The sequence below is a fragment of the Streptomyces sp. NPDC006602 genome (assembly GCF_042870385.1).
Classification (GTDB): Bacteria; Actinomycetota; Actinomycetes; order Streptomycetales; family Streptomycetaceae; genus Streptomyces.
Window position 1 is genome coordinate 72,096 of sequence record NZ_JBIAHG010000015.1, and the last position, 14,037, is coordinate 86,132.

At 68.5% G+C, this 14,037-nt stretch carries 13 protein-coding genes; 1 reads left to right on the forward strand and 12 read right to left on the reverse strand.

The annotated features are described in order from the left end of the window. Positions 1-14: 14 nt before the first annotated feature. The 11 genes from nuoK to ACFYO2_RS30890 are packed head-to-tail and all read right to left on the reverse strand — an operon-like array spanning position 15 to position 10,859. Positions 15-314, reverse strand: a complete 300-nt coding sequence (nuoK, locus tag ACFYO2_RS30840; RefSeq protein ID WP_004927567.1) for an NADH-quinone oxidoreductase subunit NuoK — start codon at positions 312-314, stop codon at positions 15-17. Beyond that, a complete protein-coding gene (locus ACFYO2_RS30845; protein ID WP_388355546.1) occupies positions 311-1,153 on the reverse strand; it encodes an NADH-quinone oxidoreductase subunit J in 843 nt (280 codons plus the stop codon). Before ACFYO2_RS30845 ends, nuoK begins: the two co-directional genes overlap by 4 nt. Continuing rightward, complete coding sequence (nuoI, locus tag ACFYO2_RS30850; protein ID WP_388355548.1) at positions 1,150-1,791, reverse strand: NADH-quinone oxidoreductase subunit NuoI; 642 nt, start codon at positions 1,789-1,791, stop codon at positions 1,150-1,152. Before nuoI ends, ACFYO2_RS30845 begins: the two co-directional genes overlap by 4 nt. Continuing rightward, positions 1,784-3,148, reverse strand: coding sequence for an NADH-quinone oxidoreductase subunit NuoH (gene nuoH / locus ACFYO2_RS30855; protein WP_388355550.1), 1,365 nt, complete (start codon positions 3,146-3,148; stop codon positions 1,784-1,786). Before nuoH ends, nuoI begins: the two co-directional genes overlap by 8 nt. Next, on the reverse strand, positions 3,145-5,649 hold the full coding sequence (locus ACFYO2_RS30860; RefSeq protein WP_388355551.1) for an NADH-quinone oxidoreductase subunit G: 2,505 nt from the start codon (positions 5,647-5,649) through the stop codon (positions 3,145-3,147). The genes nuoH and ACFYO2_RS30860 overlap by 4 nt, the downstream gene beginning before the upstream one ends. Then, positions 5,646-6,995: an NADH-quinone oxidoreductase subunit NuoF gene (nuoF, locus tag ACFYO2_RS30865; RefSeq protein ID WP_388355553.1), complete on the reverse strand. Its 1,350-nt coding sequence runs from the start codon at positions 6,993-6,995 to the stop codon at positions 5,646-5,648. The genes ACFYO2_RS30860 and nuoF overlap by 4 nt, the downstream gene beginning before the upstream one ends. After that, a complete protein-coding gene (gene nuoE / locus ACFYO2_RS30870) occupies positions 6,992-7,864 on the reverse strand; it encodes an NADH-quinone oxidoreductase subunit NuoE (protein WP_388355555.1) in 873 nt (290 codons plus the stop codon). The genes nuoF and nuoE overlap by 4 nt, the downstream gene beginning before the upstream one ends. After that, positions 7,861-9,183, reverse strand: a complete 1,323-nt coding sequence (locus tag ACFYO2_RS30875; protein WP_388355557.1) for an NADH-quinone oxidoreductase subunit D — start codon at positions 9,181-9,183, stop codon at positions 7,861-7,863. Before ACFYO2_RS30875 ends, nuoE begins: the two co-directional genes overlap by 4 nt. Continuing rightward, positions 9,180-9,935: an NADH-quinone oxidoreductase subunit C gene (locus ACFYO2_RS30880; RefSeq protein ID WP_388355559.1), complete on the reverse strand. Its 756-nt coding sequence runs from the start codon at positions 9,933-9,935 to the stop codon at positions 9,180-9,182. Before ACFYO2_RS30880 ends, ACFYO2_RS30875 begins: the two co-directional genes overlap by 4 nt. Further along, the gene (locus ACFYO2_RS30885; RefSeq protein ID WP_010041554.1) at positions 9,932-10,486 is read right to left on the reverse strand and encodes an NADH-quinone oxidoreductase subunit B family protein; all 555 of its coding nucleotides are present in this window, start codon (positions 10,484-10,486) and stop codon (positions 9,932-9,934) included. Before ACFYO2_RS30885 ends, ACFYO2_RS30880 begins: the two co-directional genes overlap by 4 nt. 13 nt (positions 10,487-10,499) lie before the next feature. After that, positions 10,500-10,859, reverse strand: a complete 360-nt coding sequence (locus ACFYO2_RS30890) for an NADH-quinone oxidoreductase subunit A (RefSeq protein ID WP_007383963.1) — start codon at positions 10,857-10,859, stop codon at positions 10,500-10,502. Positions 10,860-11,603: 744 nt separating this feature from the next. Here ACFYO2_RS30890 and ACFYO2_RS30895 point away from each other — a divergent pair. Beyond that, entirely contained in the window at positions 11,604-12,413 is an 810-nt protein-coding gene (locus tag ACFYO2_RS30895) for a C40 family peptidase (protein WP_388355562.1), read from the forward strand. Positions 12,414-12,710: 297 nt separating this feature from the next. On the opposite strand, the gene ACFYO2_RS30900 is transcribed toward ACFYO2_RS30895, so the two are convergent. Beyond that, entirely contained in the window at positions 12,711-14,000 is a 1,290-nt protein-coding gene (locus ACFYO2_RS30900; protein ID WP_388355564.1) for a geranylgeranyl reductase family protein, read from the reverse strand. Positions 14,001-14,037 lie beyond the last annotated feature (37 nt).

Consider the following 14,037-nt stretch of genomic DNA (forward strand, 5'->3'; position numbering starts at 1 on the left):
GATTCAGCGACCCCTTACAGCTTCATCAGGCTGGCGTCGTCGACCGAGGCCGAGTGGCGGGAACGGAACAGCGACACGATGATCGCGAGCCCGACCACGACCTCCGCGGCGGCGACGACCATCGTGAAGAAGGCGATGATCTGGCCGTCGAGATTGCCGTGCATCCGGGAGAAGGCGACGAACGCGAGGTTGCAGGCGTTGAGCATCAGCTCGACGCACATGAACACGACGATCGCGTTGCGCCTGATCAGCACGCCGGTGGCACCGATCGTGAACAACAGGGCGGCGAGATAGAGGTAGTTGACCGGGTTCACTTCGACGCCTCCTCGGACCGCTTGAAGGTCGACGGCTCGATCGCGGTCCGCTCCAGGCGCTCCTCGGCGCGCTGTTCCAGGGCCCGCAGGTCGTTGAGTGCCTCCTGCGACACGTCACGGATCTGCCCGCGCTCCCGCAGCGTCTTGCTGACGGTGAGGTCGGACGGGGTGCCGTCGGGCAGCAGGCCCGCGATGTCCACGGCGTTGTGCCGCGCGTACACACCGGGCGCCGGCAGCGGCGGCAGGTGCTTGCCCTCGCGGACGCGCTCCTCGGACAGCTCGCGCTGGGTCTTGGCCCGCTCGGTGCGCTCGCGGTGGGTGAGCACCATGGCGCCGACGGCGGCCGTGATCAGCAGGGCGCCGGTGATCTCGAAGGCGAAGACGTACTTCGTGAAGATGAGGGCCGCGAGGCCCTCCACGTTGCCGTTCGCGTTCGCCTGCGCGAGTCCGCTGAACTCGTTGAGGGAGGCGTTGCCGATGCCCGCGAACAGCAGGACGCCGAAGCCGAACCCGCACATCAGGGCCAGCCAGCGCTGGCCCTTGATGGTCTCCTTCAGGGAGTCCGCCGCGGTGACGCCGACGAGCATCACCACGAACAGGAACAGCATCATGATCGCGCCGGTGTAGACCACGATCTGGACGACGCCCAGGAAGTAGGCGCCGTTGGCGAGGTAGAACACCGCCAGGATGATCATGGTTCCGGCGAGACAGAGCGCGCTGTGCACGGCCCTCTTCATGAAGACGGTGCTCAGTGCACCGATCACCGCGACGGTACCGAGGACCCAGAACTGGAAGGCCTCACCCGTGGAGGTGGAGTAGGCGGCGAGTTGCGCGCTCATCGGCCGATCACCTTCTCCGACGTCGGCTCGTCCTCGCCGAAGGTCGACGCGGCCTCCTGCGGAACCTCGCCATTGGAGAGGGCGACCTGCCGCACCGTGCCGGGCGCGGCCTCCGTCACCAGACCCCGGTAGTAGTCCTGCTCGTCCGTCCCCGGGAAGATGGAATGCGGGCTGTCGACCATGCCCTCCTCGAGGCCGGCGAGCAGCTGCTCCTTGGTGTAGATGAGGTTGGCGCGGCTGGAGTCGGCCAGTTCGAACTCGTTCGTCATCGTCAACGCGCGCGTGGGGCACGCCTCGATGCACAGGCCGCACAGGATGCAGCGGGCGTAGTTGATCTGGTAGACGCGGCCGTACCGCTCGCCCGGCGAATAGCGCTCCTCGTCGGTGTTGTCGGCGCCCTCCACATAGATGGCGTCGGCGGGGCAGGCCCAGGCGCACAGCTCGCAGCCGACGCACTTCTCCAGGCCGTCCGGATGGCGATTGAGCTGGTGCCGTCCGTGGAACCGGGGAGCGGTGGTCTTCTGCTGCTCCGGGTACTGCTCGGTCAGCCGCTTCTTGAACATGGCCTTGAAGGTCACGCCGAAGCCGGCCACCGGGTTCTGGAAACCGGGTTTGGTCTCCTTGGGCTCCTCAGCCATCGGACGCCTCCTTTCCATCCAGAGATCCGTCACTCTGAGTATCGGGCCCACCACTGACAATCAGCTCCCGCTCGCGGCGCGAGCTGCGCCGCGGCACCGGTGGAAGCTCCTGTCCCGGCAGCGGCGGCACGGGGAACCCGCCCGCCATCGGGTCGAAGCCGACCGGTTCCTCGACGGGCCGCTCGGCCGCCTTCGTCTTCTCGCGGAAGATGTCGACGACGAAGGAGAGCAGCAGCAGAGCGAGGACGCCGCCGCCGATGTAGAGGGCGATGTCGGCGAAGTCGTAGTTCTCGTTCCTGAGGGTCCGCACGGTGGCCACGAGCATCAGCCAGACGAGCGAGACCGGGATCAGAACCTTCCAGCCGAGCTTCATCAGCTGGTCGTAGCGGACCCGCGGGAGCGTGCCGCGCAGCCAGATGAAGAAGAACAGCAGCAACTGCACCTTGATCACGAACCAGAGCATCGGCCACCAGCCGTGGTTGGCACCCTCCCAGAAGGTGCTGACCGGCCACGGGGCCCGCCAGCCGCCCAGGAAGAGCGTCACCGACACGGCCGAGACCGTCACCATGTTCACGTACTCGGCGAGCATGAACATCGCGAACTTGATCGACGAGTACTCGGTGTTGAAGCCGCCCACCAGGTCGCCCTCGGACTCCGGCATGTCGAAGGGGGCGCGGTTGGTCTCGCCCACCATCGTCACGATGTAGATCAAGAAGGAGACCGGCAGCAGGACGATGTACCAGCGGTCGTGCTGCTGCTCGACGATCGTCGACGTCGACATCGACCCCGAGTAGAGGAACACCGAGGCGAACGCGGCGCCCATGGCGATCTCGTACGAGATCATCTGCGCGCAGGAGCGCAGGCCGCCGAGGAGCGGATAGGTGGATCCGGAACTCCAGCCCGCGAGGACGATGCCGTAGATGCCGACCGAGGCAACCGCGAGGATGTAGAGCATCGCGATCGGCAGGTCGGTGAGCTGCATCGCGGTGCGGTGCCCGAAGATCGAGATCTCGTTGCCGGCCGGGCCGAAGGGGATCACCGCGATCGCCATGAAGGCCGGGATGGCCGCGACGATCGGCGCGAGGACGTAGACCACCTTGTCCGCGCGCTTGACGATGACGTCTTCCTTGAGCATCAGCTTCATGCCGTCGGCGAGCGACTGGAGCATGCCCCAGGGGCCATGCCGGTTGGGGCCGATGCGCAGCTGCATCCAGGCGACGACCTTGCGCTCCCACACGATGGAGAACAGCACGGTCAGCATCAGGAAGGCGAAGCAGAACACCGCCTTGACGACGACCAGCCACCAGGGGTCGGTGCCGAACATCGAGAGGTCTTCAGCGGCGAGGTACGGGCTCATGCCTCCACCTCCTTGGGGGCTTCGGCGGCGAGCGTCGCCGAACCGATGCGGACGAGTGCGCCGGGCAGCGCCCCGGTGTCGGAGGCGACGCCGCCACCCAGGGAGTTCAGCGGGAGCCAGACCACCCGGTCGGGCATCTCGGTGATCCTGAGGGGCAGTTCGACCGTTCCGGTGGTTGCGGTCACGGCGAGCAGGTCGCCGTCCTTCACCCCGGCTTCGGCCGCCGTGGCGGGCGACACGCGCGCGTGGGCCGCGTGCCGCGTCCCGGCGAGCGCCTCGTCGCCCTCCTGGAGGACGCCCTGGTCGAGCAACAGCCGGTGCCCGGCCAGTACGGCCTCCCCGGCGGCCGGCCGCGGCAACTGCGCGGCGGTTTCCAGGGGCTCGGTGGCCCGGGGCCCGTCCCAGGCCCCGAGCCGGTCCAGCTCCGCGCGCACCGTCCGCAGGTCCGGCAGCCCCAGGTGTACGTCCATGGCGTCGGCCAGCATCTGCAGTACGCGCGCGTCGGTGGGCGCCAGACGCCGGGTCATGTGGTCGGGCTTGAGCGCGGCCTCGAAGAAGCGCACCCTGCCCTCCCAGTTGAGGAAGGTGCCGGCCTTCTCGGCGACCGCCGCCACTGGCAGGACCACGTCCGCGAGTTCGGTGACCTCGCTGGGCCGCAGTTCCAACGACACCAGGAAGCCGACCTCGCGCAGCGCTTCACGCGCGCGTGCCGGGTCGGGCAGGTCGGCGACCTCGACGCCCGCGACCAGCAGCGCCTGAAGCTCACCGCCCGCGGCGGCCTCGACGATCTGGCCGGTGTCGCGCCCATAGCGGTGCGGGAGTTCAGCCAGGCCCCAGGCCGCGGCGACCTCGTCCCGCGCGCGCGGGTCGGTGGCCGGACGCCCGCCCGGCAGCAGCGTGGGCAGCGCGCCCGCCTCGACGGCACCGCGCTCCCCCGCGCGGCGCGGGATCCACACCAACTGGGCGCCGGTCGCGGAGGCGGCCCGTACGGCGGCGGTCAGCCCGCCCGCCACGGCGGCCAGCCGCTCGCCGACGACGATCACCGCGCCCTCGGTGCGCAGCGCCTCCGATGCCTTCGCGCCGTCTTCCTCCAGGCCGACTCCGCTCGCGAGTGCGTCCAGCCACTCGGTCTCGGTGCCGGGAGCGGCGGGCAGCAGCGTGCCGCCGGCCTTCTCCAGGCCACGCGTGGCGTGCGTGGCGAGGGAGAACACCTTCTGCCCGTGCTTGCGCCATGCCTTGCGCAGCCGAAGGAAGACTCCGGGCGCCTCCTCCTCGGCCTCGAACCCGACCAGCACAACGGCGGGCGCCTTCTCCAGGGCGGTGTACGTGACGCCCGTACCGTCGAGGTCCCGTCCACGTCCGGCGATCCGGGCGGCCAGGAAGTCGGCCTCCTCGCCGCTGTGCACGCGCGCGCGGAAGTCGATGTCGTTGGTGTCGAGCGCCACGCGCGCGAACTTGCTGTAGGCGTAGGCGTCCTCGATGGTCAGCCGGCCGCCGGTCAGGACACCGGTCCGGCCCCGTGAGGCGAGCAGCCCTTGGGCGGCGATCTGCAGCGCCTCAGGCCAGGAGGCCGGCACGAGCTCGCCCTCGGCGTTGCGCACCATCGGCGTCTGGAGCCGGTCCCGCTGCTGGGCGGAGCGGAACGCGAACCGTCCCTTGTCGCAGATCCACTCCTCGTTGACCTCGGGGTCGTTGGCGGCGAGCCGCCGCATGACCTTGCCGCGCCGGTGGTCGGTACGGGTGGCGCAGCCGCCGGAGCAGTGCTCGCAGACCGACGGCGAGGAGATGAGGTCGAAGGGGCGGGAGCGGAATCGGTACGCCGCGGAGGTCAGCGCGCCGACCGGGCAGATCTGGATGGTGTTGCCGGAGAAGTACGACTCGAAGGGGTCGCCCTCGCCGGTGCCGACCTGCTGGAGCGCGCCCCGTTCGAGCAGTTCGATCATCGGGTCGCCCGCGACCTGGTTGGAGAAGCGGGTGCAGCGGGCGCACAGCACGCACCGCTCGCGGTCGAGCAGCACCTGCGTGGAGATCGGGACGGGCTTCTCGAAGGTCCGCTTCTTTCCTTCGAAGCGGGACTCCGCGTTGCCGTGCGACATGGCCTGGTTCTGCAGGGGGCACTCGCCGCCCTTGTCGCAGACCGGGCAGTCCAGCGGGTGGTTGATGAGGAGCAGTTCCATCACACCGTGCTGGGCCTTCTCGGCGACCGGCGAGGTGAGGTGGGTCTTCACCACCATCCCGTCGGTGCAGGTGATGGTGCAGGACGCCATGGGCTTGCGCTGGCCCTCGACCTCGACGATGCACTGGCGGCAGGCGCCGGCCGGGTCGAGGAGCGGGTGGTCGCAGAACCGGGGGATCTCGATGCCGAGTTGCTCGGCGGCCCGGATGACCAGGGTGCCCTTGGGCACGCTGATCTCGGCGCCGTCGATCGTCAGCGAGACGAGATCTTCCGGCGGGACCGCCGCTTCTCCCCCACCTGCGGGAGCGTTGGTGGTCACAGTCATGCGTTCACCTCCGTGCGGTCGGCCCAGGCCGTCGACTTGGCCGGGTCGAAGGGGCAGCCGCGGCCCGTGATGTGCTGCTCGTACTCCTCGCGGAAGTACTTGAGCGAGGAGAAGATCGGCGAGGCGGCGCCGTCGCCGAGGGCGCAGAACGACTTGCCGTTGATGTTGTCGGCGATGTCGTTCAGCTTGTCGAGGTCGGACATGACGCCCTTGCCCGCCTCGATGTCACGCAGCAACTGCACGAGCCAGTACGTCCCTTCACGGCACGGTGTGCACTTGCCGCAGGACTCGTGGGCGTAGAACTCGGTCCAGCGGGTCACGGCGCGCACGACGCAGGTCGTCTCGTCGAAGCACTGCAGAGCTTTTGTGCCGAGCATGGAACCCGCGGCGCCCACTCCTTCGTAGTCAAGAGGGACGTCGAGGTGCTCGTCGGTGAACATCGGCGTCGAGGAGCCGCCGGGCGTCCAGAACTTGAGCCGGTGTCCGGGCCGCATCCCGCCGCTCATCTCGAGGAGTTGGCGAAGGGTGATGCCGAGCGGGGCCTCGTACTGGCCGGGGCTGGCGACGTGGCCGCTGAGCGAGTAGAGCGTGAAGCCCGGAGACTTCTCGCTGCCCATCGACCTGAACCATTCCTTTCCCTTTTGCAGGATGGCGGGAACCGACGCGATCGACTCGACGTTATTCACAACAGTCGGGCACGCATAGAGGCCCGCGACAGCAGGGAAAGGAGGACGGAGCCGCGGTTGACCCCGGCGGCCTTCGAGCGAGTCGAGCAGTGCGGTCTCCTCACCGCAGATGTACGCGCCCGCGCCCGCGTGCACGGTGAGTTCGAGGTCGAGTCCGCTGCCCAGGATGTTCTCGCCCAGATAGCCCGCCGCGTAGGCCTCACGCACGGCCTCGTGCAACCGCCGCAAAACAGGGACGACTTCACCGCGCAGATAGATGAAGGCATGCGAAGACCTGATGGCATAACACGCGATGACAATGCCCTCGATGAGGCTATGCGGGTTCGCGAAGAGGAGCGGAATGTCCTTGCACGTTCCGGGCTCCGACTCGTCGGCGTTGACAACTAGATAGTGTGGCTTTCCATCCCCCTGGGGAATGAACTGCCATTTCATTCCCGTGGGGAATCCCGCACCGCCGCGACCGCGTAGACCGGAGTCCTTGACGTACGCGATCAGGTCGTCCGGCGACATGGCGAGCGCCTTGCGGAGTCCCTCGTACCCCTCGTGCCTTCGGTAGACGTCCAGCGTCCAGGACCTGTCCTCGTCCCAGAAGGCCGACAGCACGGGTGCGAGCAGCTTCTCCGGGCTGGTGTCTTTGATCTCGGGTGCCAAGGTCATCACTCCCCCTCCTCGGCGGTAGGCCCTGCCGGGTGGGCCGGGTCGGAGGCCGACGTGTCCTGCGGCGCGTCGTGCGAGCTCAAGTGCTCCGTCGGTGACGGGTGGTGCACCGCCCTGTCCTGCGGCGCGTCGTGCGGTCCGCCGTCGCGCGGATGGACCACGCGCGCGGGTGCGGCCTCTCCCCTTGCCAGGCGAAGGCCCACCAGCGAAGCGGGTCCCGCTCCGCCGCTTGCCTCGACGGCCCCGGGCCGCTCGTCGGGGAAGCCGGCCAGGATCCGGGCGGTCTCCTTGAAGGTGCACAGCGGCGCCCCGCGCGTGGGCTCGACCGGCCGTCCCTCGATCAGGTCGTCGACGAGACGCTTGGCACTCGCCGGGGTCTGGTTGTCGAAGAACTCCCAGTTGACCATCACGACCGGTGCGAAGTCGCAGGCCGCGTTGCACTCGATGTGCTCCAGGGTGACCTTGCCGTCCTCGGTGGTCCCGCCGTTGCCGACGCCCAGGTGCTCCTGGAGGGACTCGAAGATCGCGTCGCCGCCCATCACCGCGCACAGGGTGTTGGTGCAGACGCCGACCTGGTAGTCACCGCTCGGCCGGCGCCGGTACATGGTGTAGAAGGTGGCGACCGCGGTGACCTCGGCCGTGGTCAGGTTCAGCACGTCCGCGCAGAACTGCATCCCGGTGCGCGTGACATGGCCCTCCTGCGACTGCACGAGATGCAGCAACGGCAGCAGGGCCGAGCGGGAGTCCGGGTAGCGGGCGATGATCTCCCGCGCGTCCGTCTCCAGCCGGGTGCGGACGTCGTCCGGGTATGTGGGCGCGGGCAGCTCGGGCATGCCCAGGCTGACGCCCCGCTCCGAAGAAGAAGTGGTCACCGGTCGACGCCTCCCATCACGGGGTCGATGGACGCGACGGCGACGATGACGTCGGCGACCTGGCCGCCCTCGCACATCGCCGCCATGGCCTGCAGGTTGGTGAAGGACGGGTCCCGGAAGTGGACCCGGTAGGGGCGGGTGCCTCCGTCGGAAACGGCGTGCACCCCGAGCTCGCCCTTGGGCGACTCGACGGCCGCGTACGCCTGTCCCGGCGGCACGCGGAAGCCCTCGGTGACCAGCTTGAAGTGGTGGATCAGGGCCTCCATGGAGGTGCCCATGATCTTCTTGATGTGGTCGAGGGAGTTGCCCAGGCCGTCCGGGCCCAGGGCGAGCTGGGCGGGCCAGGCGATCTTCTTGTCGGCGACCATGACCGGGCCGGGCTGCAGCCGGTCCAGGCACTGCTCGACGATCCTGAGGGACTGGCGCATCTCCTCCAGGCGGATCAGGAAGCGGCCGTAGGAGTCGCAGGAGTCGGCGGTGGGGACGTCGAAGTCGAACGTCTCGTAGCCGCAGTACGGCTGCGCCTTGCGCAGGTCGTGGGGCAGGCCGGCGGAGCGCAGGATCGGGCCGGTGGCGCCGAGGGCCATGCAGCCGGCCAGGTCGAGATAGCCGACGTCCTGCATGCGGGCCTTGAAGATGGGGTTCCCGGTGGCGAGCTTGTCGTACTCCGGGAGGTTCTTCTTCATCTTCTTCACGAACTCGCGGATGTGGTCCACCGCGCCGGGCGGCAGGTCCTGCGCGAGTCCGCCGGGGCGGATGTACGCGTGGTTCATCCTCAGGCCCGTGATGAGCTCGTAGATGTCGAGAATCATTTCACGATCACGGAATCCGTAGATCATGATCGTGGTGGCGCCGAGTTCCATGCCGCCGGTGGCGATGCACACCAGGTGCGAGGACAGCCGGTTGAGCTCCATCAGGAGCACGCGGATGAGGGTGGCGCGGTCGGGGATCTGGTCCTCGATGCCGAGGAGCTTCTCGACGGCGAGACAGTAGGCGGTCTCGTTGAAGAAGGACGTCAGGTAGTCCATGCGCGTCACGAAGGTGGTGCCCTGCGTCCACGTGCGGAACTCGGTGTTCTTCTCGATGCCGGTGTGCAGGTAGCCGATGCCGCAGCGGGCCTCGGTGACCGTCTCGCCGTCGATCTCCAGGATGAGACGCAGAACCCCGTGGGTGGAGGGGTGCTGGGGGCCCATGTTGACGACGATGCGCTCGTCGTCGGCGCGGGCCGCGGACTGGACGACCTCGTCCCAGTCGCCACCGGTGACCGTGTAGACGGTGCCCTCGGTGGTCTCCCTGGGAGAAGCGTGGGAAGTGCTCACGAGTACGACCTCCGCTGGTCCGGAGCCGGGATCTGGGCGCCCTTGTACTCGACGGGGATGCCGCCGAGGGGGTAGTCCTTGCGCTGCGGGTGGCCCTGCCAGTCGTCCGGCATCATGATCCGCGTCAGAGCCGGGTGACCGTCGAAGACGATGCCGAAGAAGTCGTAGGTCTCGCGCTCGTGCCAGTCGTTGGTCGGATAGACCGAGACCAGCGACGGGATGTGCGGGTCGGCGTCGGGGGCGCTGACTTCGAGGCGGATCAGCCGGTTGTGGGTGATCGAGCGCAGGTGGTAGACGGCGTGCAGCTCGCGGCCCTTGTCGTGCGGGTAGTGGACTCCGCTCACGCCGGTGCAGAGCTCGAAGCGCAGGGCCGGGTCGTCGCGCAGGGTGCGGGCGACGCGCAGCAGGTGTTCGCGCTCGATGTGGAAGGTGAGTTCGCCGCGGTCGACGACCGTCTTCTCGATCGCGTTCTCGGGCAGCAGGCCCTGCTCGTCCAGCGCGCCTTCCAGCTCGTCGGCGACTTCGTCGAACCAGCCGCCGTAGGGGCGGCTCGCCGGGCCCGGGAGCCGGATCGAGCGGACCAGGCCGCCGTAGCCGGTGGTGTCGCCACCGTTGTTGGCGCCGAACATGCCGCGCTGGACGCGGATCTCCTCGCCGCCTTCGCCACGCCGGCCGGGGAGGTTGGAGGCGCCGAGGTCCTTTTCCGGGTTCACCCCGTTCGACGCCCCGTTGGTGCCGTTCGCGTCGCTCACCGCAGCAGCCCCTTCATCTCGATCGTCGGCAGGGCCTTGAGCGCCGCTTCCTCCGCCTCCCGGGCCGCCTCCTCGGCGTTCACGCCGAGCTTGGAGGTCTGGATCTTCTGGTGGAGCTTGAGGATGGCGTCCATCAGCATCTCGGGCCGCGGCGGGCAGCCGGGCAGATAGATGTCGACCGGAACGATGTGGTCGACGCCCTGGACGATGGCGTAGTTGTTGAACATGCCGCCCGAGGAGGCGCAGACCCCCATGGAGATCACCCACTTCGGGTTCGGCATCTGGTCGTAGACCTGCCGCAGCACCGGGGCCATCTTCTGGCTGACCCGGCCGGCGACGATCATCAGGTCCGCCTGCCGCGGCGAACCGCGGAAGACCTCCATACCGAAGCGCGCCAGGTCGTAGCGGCCGGCGCCGGTGGTCATCATCTCGATGGCACAGCAGGCGAGGCCGAAGGTGGCGGGGAAAACGGACGATTTGCGCACCCAGCCCGCGGCCTGCTCGACGGTGGTCAGCAGGAAGCCGCTCGGCAGCTTTTCTTCGAGTCCCATGTCTAAAGGCCCCTCAGTCCCATTCCAGACCGCCGCGCCGCCATACGTACGCGTACGCGACGAAGACGGTGAGCACGAAGAGCAGCATCTCCACGAGCCCGAAAACGCCCAGGGCGTCGAAGGTGACGGCCCAGGGGTAGAGGAAGACGATCTCGATGTCGAAGACGATGAAGAGCATCGCCGTCAGGTAGTACTTGATGGGGAAGCGCCCGCCGCCGGCCGGCGTGGGGGTCGGCTCGATACCGCACTCGTAGGCCTCGAGCTTGGCCCGGTTGTACCGCTTCGGACCGATCAGCGTGGCCATGACCACGGAGAAGATCGCAAAGCCTGCCCCGAGGGCTCCCAGTACGAGGATGGGCGCATACGCGTTCACCGCTCCTCGCTCCTCTCAGTCGGCACTGACTGCTGGCGATGGCACATCGGACTCAGCCGCCCCACAGATCACACGGGCCCCGCTTGTCCCGGCGAAGATCGCGAACATGTGAAGCAGGTCACAAGCCCAACTGCCACGCATCTTATGCCTGCCGCTCTGTGATCTGCGACACGGGGTATTGCACAAGCTTTGTGATCTCCACCACCTGACCAAGGATCATGAAGTCGGAGGAGCGGCGATCTTCGTACGAGAAGCGTCCGATTGATCACCAGAGGTGACATCTTCGCTCGTCGGCGCAGGTGAAAAAGGGAGTCTCCATATCAAGAGACTTCCCTTGCATGCAAATTGGCGCTGGAAGCGACGCCTTGGTAGAGGACCGCGTTTACACATCAGAGGGAATCGCGAGGTGCCGTGTGGACGCGTGCACACATTCACGAGCGCGGCTCGACGGGTTCCGCACACCGGACGCACCCGCGCTCGTAACCGTTGCGTGACCTCCACCACATCCGCGAGAAGCCCACGAGAAGCGGGGTTGGCCACCTGTCCCAACCAGTGGTAGGTGGCGGGCAATTCGGGCGTAACAGCGAAAGGCCATGATCACAGGCTTGATCACCAGTGTCCGCAATGTCCGTTACGGCGTCAATAAAGAACGACACGCCCGGCGTTCGTGGTGGCGATTGAACAACTGTGGCGCACCACACGTTTCTTGAAGGTATGGAGGAGCCCCTGATACCGGTTGTTCTCATGTCCCACACCGCTCACATACGCAGCCACCGGAAACCCCGCCGCAGCGCGTCGACAATCGCGATGCGGGCCGGAGTTGCCGGTGGCGTTCTCAGCACCCTGGCAGTGGCCGGGGCGTCGGGTTCGGCGAACGCTGCCGAGCCCGTGACGCAGACGCTTGAACTGCCCACCCTCACGGCCGACCTGGCCACGCAGGTCGCCGAGTCCGCCGACGCCACGCAGCAGGCTGCGGCGAACTACCAGCTGCAGGCGGAGCGTGACGCGGCTGCCGCAAACGCCGCGAAGCAGGCCAAGGCGGACCTCGCGGAGGCGAAGCAGAAGGCCGAGGCCAAGAAGAAGGCGGCCCAGGAAGCCGCTCGCAAGGCCGCTGCCGAGCGCGCGTCCCGCACCGCCGAGCGGGCCACCCTGTCCGCCGCGGCGAGCGCCAGCACGTCCACCAGCACGTCCAAGGCCACCGGTTCGGCCGCCGCGGTCATCGCCTTCGTCAAGGCGCAGGTCGGTGACGCCTACGTCTCCGGCGGTACCGGCCCCAACTCCTGGGACTGCTCCGGCCTGGTGCAGGCCGCCTTCAACCAGATCGGCGTCAGCCTGCCGCGCGTCTCGCAGGACCAGTCGACCGCCGGCACCCAGGTCTCGCTCAGCAACCTGCAGCCGGGCGACATCCTGTACTGGGGCAGCGCGGGCAGTGCGTACCACGTGGCGGTGTACGTCGGCGACGGCATGTTCGTCGGCGCGCAGAACCCGTCCACGGGCGTCGCCGAGAAGCCGCTGTCCTACGACCCGCCGACCGGCGCGGTGCGGGTGCTCTGACACACAGGCACGCACAGCCGTAGGGAAGGGGCCGCAGCCGCTCGGGGGCAGCGGCCCCTTCCGGGCCGACAGGAGGGCGCGCTCGGCAACGGGCCGCGCCGTCGGCGGTTCGTGACGAGGGATCGTGAAGGCGACCAGCACGGCGAGCCCGAGGCCACCGTGAGCAAAGGCCGCCGTGGCCCCTCGCCGCCGGGTTCAGGCAGAGGAGGCCGGCCACGGCAGGGGGTGGTGGGGGGCCGTGCTCGCCGGTCCCCCGAGCGCCGCGTGTTCTCGCGCGCTGCCGTCACCCGGCCTTCGTCACGCCTTCGGCGCCACCTTGCTCAGGCCGTTGATGATGCGGTCCATCGCGTCGCCGCCCGTCGGGTCGGTGAGGTTCGCGAGCATCTTCAGCGTGAACTTCATCAGCAGGGGATGGGACAGCCCGCGCTGGGTCGCAATCTTCATGACCTTCGGGTTGCCGATGAGCTTCACGAAGGCGCGGCCCAGCGTGTAGTAGCCGCCGTAGGTGTCCTTGAGGACACGGGGGTAGCGCTGGAGGGCCAGTTCGCGGCCCGCGGGAGTCGAGCGGGCGTGGGCCTGGACGATGACGTCGGCGGCGATCTGGCCGGACTCCATGGCGTAGGCGATGCCCTCGCCGTTGAACGGGTTCACCAGGCCGCCGGCGTCGCCGACCAGCAGCAGCCCGCGCGTGTAGTGCGGCTGGCGGTTGAAGGCCATGGGGAGTGCGGCGCCGCGAATGGGCCCGGTCATGTTGTCCGGGGTGTAGCCCCAGTCCTCCGGCATCGATGCGCACCATGCCTTGAGGACCTCGCGCCAGTCGAGTTCCTTGAAGGAGTCCGAGGTGTTCAGGACGCCGAGGCCGACGTTCGAGGTGCCGTCGCCCATCCCGAAGATCCAGCCGTAGCCGGGGAGAAGACGGTCCTCGGCGCCCCGCCGGTCCCACAGTTCCAGCCAGGACTCCAGGTAGTCGTCCTCGTGGCGCGGCGAGGTGAAGTACGTACGGACCGCCACGCCCATCGGGCGGTCCTCGCGACGGTGCAGGCCCATCGCCAGGGAGAGCCGGGTCGAGTTGCCGTCGGCGGCGACGACCAGCGGCGCGTGGAAGGTGACTTCCCGCTTCTCCCCGGTGTCACCGAGCTTGGCGTGCACGCCGGTGATGCGGCCCGTGCGGTCGTCGACGATCGGCGCACCCACGTTGCAGCGCTCGTACAACCGCGCGCCCGCCTTCTGCGCCTGCCGCGCCAGCTGCTCGTCGAAGTCGTCGCGCTTGCGGACGAGGCCGTAGTCCGGGAAGGAGGCGAGATCCGGCCAGTCGAGCTGCAACCGCACACCCCCGCCGATGATCCTGAGGCCTTTGTTGCGCAGCCAGCCGGCCTCCTCCGAGATGTCGATGCCCATGGCGACGAGCTGCTTGGTGGCGCGCGGGGTGAGGCCGTCACCGCAGACCTTCTCGCGCGGGAACTCGGTCTTCTCCAGCAGGAGTACGTCGAGTCCGGCCTTCGCGAGGTGGTAGGCGGTGGTGGAGCCGGCTGGCCCCGCGCCGACGACGATCACATCGGCGGTGTTTTCGGAGAGGGGCTCGGTCACGGCGGGATCTCCCCAAGTTCGGAATGTGCGTGCCGAC

Excerpts from the sequence above, each read along its gene's own strand:
- ACFYO2_RS30845 (WP_388355546.1), bottom strand. The coding sequence starts at position 1,153 with ATGAGCGCGCAACTCGCCGCCTACTCCACCTCCACGGGTGAGGCCTTC.
- nuoI (WP_388355548.1), bottom strand. The coding sequence starts at position 1,791 with ATGGCTGAGGAGCCCAAGGAGACCAAACCCGGTTTCCAGAACCCGGTG.
- nuoH (WP_388355550.1), bottom strand. The coding sequence starts at position 3,148 with ATGAGCCCGTACCTCGCCGCTGAAGACCTCTCGATGTTCGGCACCGAC.
- ACFYO2_RS30860 (WP_388355551.1), bottom strand. The coding sequence starts at position 5,649 with ATGACTGTGACCACCAACGCTCCCGCAGGTGGGGGAGAAGCGGCGGTC.
- ACFYO2_RS30885 (WP_010041554.1), bottom strand. The coding sequence starts at position 10,486 with ATGGGACTCGAAGAAAAGCTGCCGAGCGGCTTCCTGCTGACCACCGTC.
- ACFYO2_RS30895 (WP_388355562.1), top strand. The coding sequence starts at position 11,604 with ATGTCCCACACCGCTCACATACGCAGCCACCGGAAACCCCGCCGCAGC.